The organism is Nostoc sp. UIC 10630, from assembly GCF_010747425.1.
Lineage (GTDB): Bacteria > Cyanobacteriota > Cyanobacteriia > Cyanobacteriales > Nostocaceae > Nostoc.
Genome location: NZ_JAAGOG010000314.1, coordinates 1 through 6687, shown reverse-complemented (window position 1 = coordinate 6687; position 6687 = coordinate 1). Strand labels below are relative to the sequence as shown.

General features: G+C 38.3%; 6 protein-coding genes. 2 read left to right on the top strand and 4 right to left on the bottom strand.

Annotation, left to right across the window (positions count from 1 at the left end; genetic code table 11):
* From G1O98_RS36050 to G1O98_RS36040, 3 genes are all read right to left on the bottom strand, one after another.
* A partial coding sequence (locus G1O98_RS36050; RefSeq protein WP_163938951.1) for an NACHT domain-containing protein occupies positions 1–1880 on the bottom strand: 1880 nt, incomplete at its 3' end.
* A gap of 17 nt (positions 1881–1897) precedes the next feature.
* Positions 1898–3112 carry a pentapeptide repeat-containing protein gene (locus G1O98_RS36045; protein ID WP_163938955.1) on the bottom strand — a complete coding sequence of 405 codons (1215 nt, stop codon included), beginning with the start codon at positions 3110–3112 and terminating at the stop codon, positions 1898–1900.
* Positions 3113–3149: 37 nt separating this feature from the next.
* Complete coding sequence (locus G1O98_RS36040; RefSeq protein WP_163938949.1) at positions 3150–5195, bottom strand: pentapeptide repeat-containing protein; 2046 nt, start codon at positions 5193–5195, stop codon at positions 3150–3152.
* A gap of 89 nt (positions 5196–5284) precedes the next feature.
* On the opposite strand from G1O98_RS36040, the gene G1O98_RS39155 reads away from it, so the two are divergent.
* Positions 5285–5647 (top strand): hypothetical protein, encoded by a 363-nt coding sequence (locus G1O98_RS39155; RefSeq protein ID WP_175587000.1) that lies wholly within the window; start codon positions 5285–5287, stop codon positions 5645–5647.
* Position 5648: 1 nt separating this feature from the next.
* A complete protein-coding gene (locus tag G1O98_RS36030) occupies positions 5649–5900 on the top strand; it encodes a hypothetical protein (protein WP_175587001.1) in 252 nt (83 codons plus the stop codon).
* Positions 5901–6033: 133 nt separating this feature from the next.
* On the opposite strand, the gene G1O98_RS36025 is transcribed toward G1O98_RS36030, so the two are convergent.
* Positions 6034–6687: hypothetical protein (locus tag G1O98_RS36025; RefSeq protein WP_163938947.1), on the bottom strand; the 654-nt coding region annotated here is incomplete at its 5' end.

Here is a 6687-nt window from a genome sequence, read left to right as displayed (position 1 = left end):
TCAAATTTTATTTTATTCTTAAACCTTTCTAAAATATCTATATTATTGCTGCCAAAAGAATAATTAAACAAGAGTTGCCAAGCTTCATCCTTGGTTTTAACTATATTTAGCCATTGAAATAAATTTATATAGTCAAATATATCATTAGAATCTGGATATGCAAGAGCAGATTGATAGCTAGGTAGTGTATATAAATAACGTTCGTATTCAAAGTCTCCATATTCATTAATGCCATATTTTACAGCATCATTTAATCTACTTTCTGAAAATTCCTTAAGTCCATCTTCTAATATGTATAATCTTTGAAAACTATAAAAAGTTCGATTTTCACAACCATCGTCAAAATCTAACAATGCCTTTAAAAATGCTTCTTTCTCTTCGCTATCTACATCTTCTCTTCCTAACCATAGCAAAATCACTTCTTCCCATTGTGGTTCAAAAATACGGTAAGTCCCTTGTGCTGGGTTATCGGGTAAATGATGAAAAAAATCCCGATGCCAATCCTTAACACTTAAGGCTGCAAAATACTCTTGAAAATTAGGATGAAAGAAGGCATAAACTTCTTCATCATTTTCATCTGCTCTCTCTACTAAAATTAGCCAGAAACTATCACGAGCTAGTTGAAACAGTATTTCGCCCATGTGCTGATGTGCTAATTTTTTTGTTAAGCGAAATCTAGCTTTAGTATCAATGCCTGCAAAGGCTAATTTACTTAAAGCTTGGTGTAATTCATGTTTTAATTTTTCTGATTGGTACAATTCTGGAAATAACTCTGACTTCCATTCGTATAAATAGCGAGTAAATCTCTGATAAAGCTCCACTTTTGTTTCTGGGAATTTTTCTTGTTTATCTAAATCAAATACTTGACACAGCAGTGACAACCGCAGAGGATTTGTTACCAGCTTACGGATGTTTTCATATTTTGTTTCTTTTAATTTCGCCTGTAGTATCTTTCCTTTTTGTAAATTGTTAGCATGTTCAAACCACTGTTGAATGAAGTCATCAATTTGTTCTTGTTTAAACTCTTGGTTTTTATAAATATCAAACCCTATCAGCGGATTACTAATTCGAGAATCCCAAACGTTTAATCGACATGTTAACAACACCCGTGCTTGTCTTAGAGATGCTGTTAGTTCTTGATTAATTTTGGCTAATGCTTGCACAGGTGAATTCTCACCTATTTCATCCACTCCATCTAACAGTAGCCAAACTCTGCCCTTAGCAAAATACTCAATGAATTGACGTTCAATTTCTGACGTAACTACAACATAATGTTTAGCTGCTTTCATCGCTTCAGTCAGCCATTGCTTGAGTAAATATTCCTCAATTGTTCTTCCTTGTAAGTTGGCGAGAAAAATAATTATAGGTAAATCTTGAGTTTCATCTTTAATAAAGGAAGCAATGATACTTAATAAAGTTGACTTACCTGCTCCTGGTTCACCAATAATCGCAATATGTTTATTATTGGCTGGCTGTTGTGCAATGACTTCTCGCAGAAATGTGCTATCATCATAAGCTTTGGCAATGACTTCCTCGCTTAACCCATAGACATTTTCTCTGTCTCGATATTCATTTAGCTGTCGGCGTTGTTGCTGTTTGCGTTCCACCAACCCCCAGGGAACATCAACGTTAATTTCAAAACCTTTTTCTGTAGCTTTGCGTCTGAACCTTGCAGCCTCTTGCTGACTTTCTAGCATCGCAATGCAAATTTCATGCCAGTCAATTTTTATATTCTCACTAAGCGGCTCAAGATGAATGTTGTAGATATCACCACCAATTCGCCCAGCATTGACATTCTCAGCATTAATAAACCCACCACCAAACTGGGAATTAGGTAAGTCGTTATTGGTGACTTGCTTTGGTTCTTGAGAGTTTGTCATGGGTTAGTTTGGGAGACTTAAGTATCATTGTTCTGAATATTACCACCTATCTGCTGTGCATCAACATTAGTAGCGTCCACTATGCCGCCAGCAAACTGCGAGTTTGGTTGATAATAAATTGAGACTTTATCACCAGTCTGAGCTAGTAACTGATTTTGCTGGTTAATTGTGGAAAATAGCTGATTGATTACTTTTTCTTTATCTTCAAGTCTTTCTTGGTATTGTACCTCCAATGCCTTAGCCGCAAATTCATAGCCCTGCATGAAGTCGCTGTGGATTCCCGCTTTGTTTGCATCAGGGGAAACAGCTACTCGAACTACAAGAATGCCATCACCTTTTTTCTCAATGCTTTGGACATCCAATTGTGCGCCTTGGTTTTCGACTTCTAGCTTTCTGAAGGAGTAGGCGAAAGCATCCCAGTTGATGGCGTTGCGGAAGATTAGGTCAACTGTTTCTAGGGATTTTTGAAATAGCTGGGTAAACTCACCATAGGCAAAGTTGCCACTGCTAGGACGGCGTTCTTGGTGTCTTTCTCGAAGGTAAATATAATCACAAATTACGTTAGTCAGGTTTGTATTGCTGTTGATATTCCAATCTTCTATGCAAGCTCCTGTAAGATTAGCTGATGTGAAATTAGTTGTCAAAACTTGAGATGCTATTAATTGTGCCTCTTTGAGTATGGCTTTAGTTAAATTAGCTGTACTCAAATTAGTCCTAAAAAGTTTAGCTCTACTAAAATTAGCACCACTAAGGTTTGCCATACTAAGGTCTGAACTATTGAGATCAGCTTCTATAAAAGTAGCATCTGTACAATCACATCCATTCAAATATGCTTCATTGAAGTTGGTTTTGTTTAAGTTAGCTTTTTTAAGAATACTTTCTTGAAGGTAAGCTCCATTAAGTAAGGCTTCACTAAGATCAGCTTCACAAAGATCAGCTTTTGTAAGATCAGCTCCTGTCAGCTTTGCCCCATTAAGCCTGCCTTTACGAAGATCAGTTCCACTAAGGATTGCTTCATTGAGATAAGCTCCAGTAAGGTTAACCTCAAAAAGAATAGCTCCAGTAAAGGTAACTCTATTGAGGTTGGCTCCCGTAAAGTTAGCTTTAGATAAGTTACGTACACTAAGGTTTATCCCTTGAAGTTTTGGCATTAAATTGGGGTTATCTTTTCTCCACTCATTCCAAACCTCCACCCCTTTGGTCAGTATTGCCAAATGCTCCTCATTTGCCATCACCAGTTACCCCTCTGCTTCATCTGTAGCAACTGAACTATTCAACATCCTGCCACCCCTCTAAAGTTGCCAAAAGTATATTGACAAGAGGATGATCCACTAGTTCCTTCAATGCCTCAGTTCCACCAGCTTTCAACGCCCCAATTACCCGCGCTTTCAAAGTGGGATTACTGTCGATTTGCTTGAGTGCTTCTGTCACCGCTATCTGTTTTTCTAGTGGAGTGTTAGTAGGGTAACTCTGCCCTAACTGATTGAGAAGCTGCTGAATTTCTGCTGCGGCTTCTGCAAGATTCTGCTTTTGCTCAGGGTTGTAGTTGGTGATGTTGCCGCCGATTTGGTGCGCGTTTACGGTATCAGCATTGACTAGACCACCTGCAAATTGAGCGCCTTTGAGGTCAAAGTTGGACTGTTTTTTAGAGCCTTCTGCCATTATGGTATCTCCTTGGTTTTGATAATTTTGAGCATAAAAGCTAGGACGCTCTAAGGCTGTCGTTATCATAGTTTCTAATTTTTTTATTTGGTATTCTTTCTCTGCTATTAATACTTTAAAATCTCTCTCCGCTAGCGCTTTGAGTTGATTATAGTTAATAAAATAATCTCTACTTAATTCAGATTTATTAGCTGTAGTTACTGTTTTAGCACGGAGTAATATCTTATTTTCACCTCGTCTTTCTATTGCTACAATCTCAAGCTCTGCCTCTGGGTTATTTTCAGCTAGTTCCTTAAAGGCGATTGCGATCGCTCTTGGGTCAATTCCTTGGCTGTGGTAAAGGTCGAGTGTATCAAAAATTGGTTTGATGAAATCCCCAAACTCACCCGGAGCAAATATTTCTTGCCTATTGTCGGGTTTGCGGTGAGGATCAGGGTTTTCTTTTGTGGGCAAACGCATATAAACATATTCGCACCGCACCCCATCAAATTTAGTATTGATAGTGATGCCCCAATCTTGAATGTAGACTCCAGTTAAAGTTGCGCCTGTGAAGTCAGTGCTGTCCAGTTGAGTTTGTACTAACTTTGCTCTGGATAAGTCTGCATCTTGTAAGTTGGCTTCACTTAGGTCTGCACCTATAAAGCTTGCATCTGCTAGGTTAGCGCCTTTCAAGTTGACTCCTCGCAAGTTTTGGCGGTCAAAAATTTGGTTCTGTCCTTGTCCTGTAATTAATAAATTACGTACTTGCGAATTTTGAAGATAGGTTTTGTCAAGTTCAGCACAATCAAGCATTTTAACTTGATAAAAATTGGTGTGCATTAAATTGGCTTTTCTAAAATCCGCATTTCTAAGTACAGCTTTAGTAAAACTAGCATTAGTCAAGTCAGTTCCACGAAAACTTGCACCTCCCGTAGCAGCCCAGGCAATAGCAATGGTACGAATCCAAAAGTATTTTTTATTTCCTTCTATTGCTTGATAGCCAAAATAGATGCTAGATAAGGCTATAGATAAGGCTATAACTAAACCTACAGTTATCAATATTGCTCCAATTGTATTGGATATGAATTGAAGGGAGGATGTAATTACAGATGCAAGTACGGCTATAATTACTATTATGGAAGCAATTATAACTAACGTCTTGTTAGAAGCTGCTATAGATACTGCTATAGCTACAGAACCTAGTATCGCCAAAGCTACTACTAAAACTCCAGTTGCTGCTCCGGTAAAAGCTGGCAAGAGTTTGATTCCAGCAGAAAATACAATAGTTATACCCCCAATAAAAGTAAATACTTTTAAACCAGTTTCTAAACCTTGAGAAATTGTACTGACAAAGAAGGTAGTCAATAAAATAAAAGTAGTACAAGCTATGATTTGAGATTCTAATACAGGCGTTTTGACTATTAATAATCCTAAATAATTAGTTATATATGAAAAAACGCCTAATAGTCCCACAAATAAGAATAAGGCAATCGGTAAATAAATACCCCAACGCTTTTCCAGCCCAGCTTTGGCATGACTAAAGTTTGCGCCTATTAGGTTTGCACCAGTAAAATCTGTACTTCGGATATCTGCGCCGCTAAAGTTTGCCCCTGCAAGGTTTTGACCCTTGAACGAACGACCCCTGAGATTTTGACCGGAGAAGTCTTGAGGCATGGCTAGGCTTATAAAAGCGAGAGGCTATGTTACATACAGCTTCAGTATGGACTTTTACGGACTGTAACACAAGATTTCTGTTGAAGTTTGTGTGTTCAGCGACCGCTAATCAAACACAGGGGCAAGGAGAACAAAGTAATTCCACTCGGTTGTTAGTTGAAAATTCAATTTCGGGTGGAGAAATTAAAGCAGATCAAGAGGGTACTTGTTCCGCCGCGCCTGTCACCAACGCTGAAAAATGGTCACATGAAGCAATAGTTGCAAGGGCAAATGCGCGACCTGTAAGAAGGGAAAAACTGAATCGAGCGGCGAACTTGGGCGAAAATCCGGGGTTTGAATTCTTGCAAGAGTGCTGTAATGATGATCCGGCTTTGCAGATTGTGATCAAGAAGTTGCTGGTGAAATATCCTCAGTGGGGAATTGAGATTGTTGATGGGGTGTTGGTGAAGTGAGATGAATAGCGTGATTGCCCTTCATTGCAGTGCCAGCAGAAATTGGGCATACAGCTCGGCGTGTTGGGAGAATGTGTCGGGTGCGATCGCTTACTTGAAGGAGGGGATACGGACTTGGAAAGGCATTAAGCCACTGGAAGCCTTGTTTGTAGCTGCTTGTAAGGAAGGACGTAAACCCGAATTCGCGCAGGTTAAATCTGAAGTGGTTGCTTGGTTTGAATGTTTGAATGAGCGAGGAAGCAGAGGATTGTAATTGCTATGTCGAGGGAAACTATGTAGATGGCGGAGGGTGAGGCTGTGGAGTTGGCAGAGATGATGCGGCGGTATGCGGTGAAAGCTTTATGTTCTCTAAAGTTGTAACTACTTATACATGGATAGTTGTTGATTTATAGCTGGCTTGCTGTTGAACCTTCTATTAACATCCAAAGCGCATCAATTCCTTGTTCTGTATAATCTTTACCTTGATTCTGTTCAATCCAATGAGCTAAAGCTGGGGCAACTTCATCAAATGTTTGCCCTAGTTGAACCAATGCTTCAAACACTTGAGAGTTGAAATTTAAGTCTTGTTCATAAAAATAATCAAATTTGTTAGGTTCAGGTTCCTTAAAAAGAAATAGTAATTGGTTAAGTACGAAATCATGGTATATATTTAGCTGAATTAGGGCTTTAGCTGCATCTAAGCATATAATTTTATCTTCATGATTTTGTACTAAAGATATTAAATTATCAATAGTAACTTGAGAAGCATTTCTTAAATAGCCTAATGCCAGAACTATATTACTGTACCAACAGGAAGATTTATTATGTAAATTCTCTAATAGTTTTAGCTCTACAATCGGATAGCTACTGCTTGCTTCGCCTAATTTTCGAGCTACATACTCGTTAACTCCATAATTTTCATAATCTAGCCAATCTGTCAACAATTTATCTACTACTTCTTCAGGTTTATTTTTCAACTCACTAAACAATACTTCTATCTGAGAATAAATAGAGTTTATATCTTCTGCTTCTGATTCTAGGTGTTCTTTATAATTAATATC

Excerpts from the sequence above, each read along its gene's own strand:
- G1O98_RS36030 (WP_175587001.1), top strand. The coding sequence starts at position 5,649 with ATGAATAGCGTGATTGCCCTTCATTGCAGTGCCAGCAGAAATTGGGCA.
- G1O98_RS36045 (WP_163938955.1), bottom strand. The coding sequence starts at position 3,112 with ATGGCAAATGAGGAGCATTTGGCAATACTGACCAAAGGGGTGGAGGTT.
- G1O98_RS36040 (WP_163938949.1), bottom strand. The coding sequence starts at position 5,195 with ATGCCTCAAGACTTCTCCGGTCAAAATCTCAGGGGTCGTTCGTTCAAG.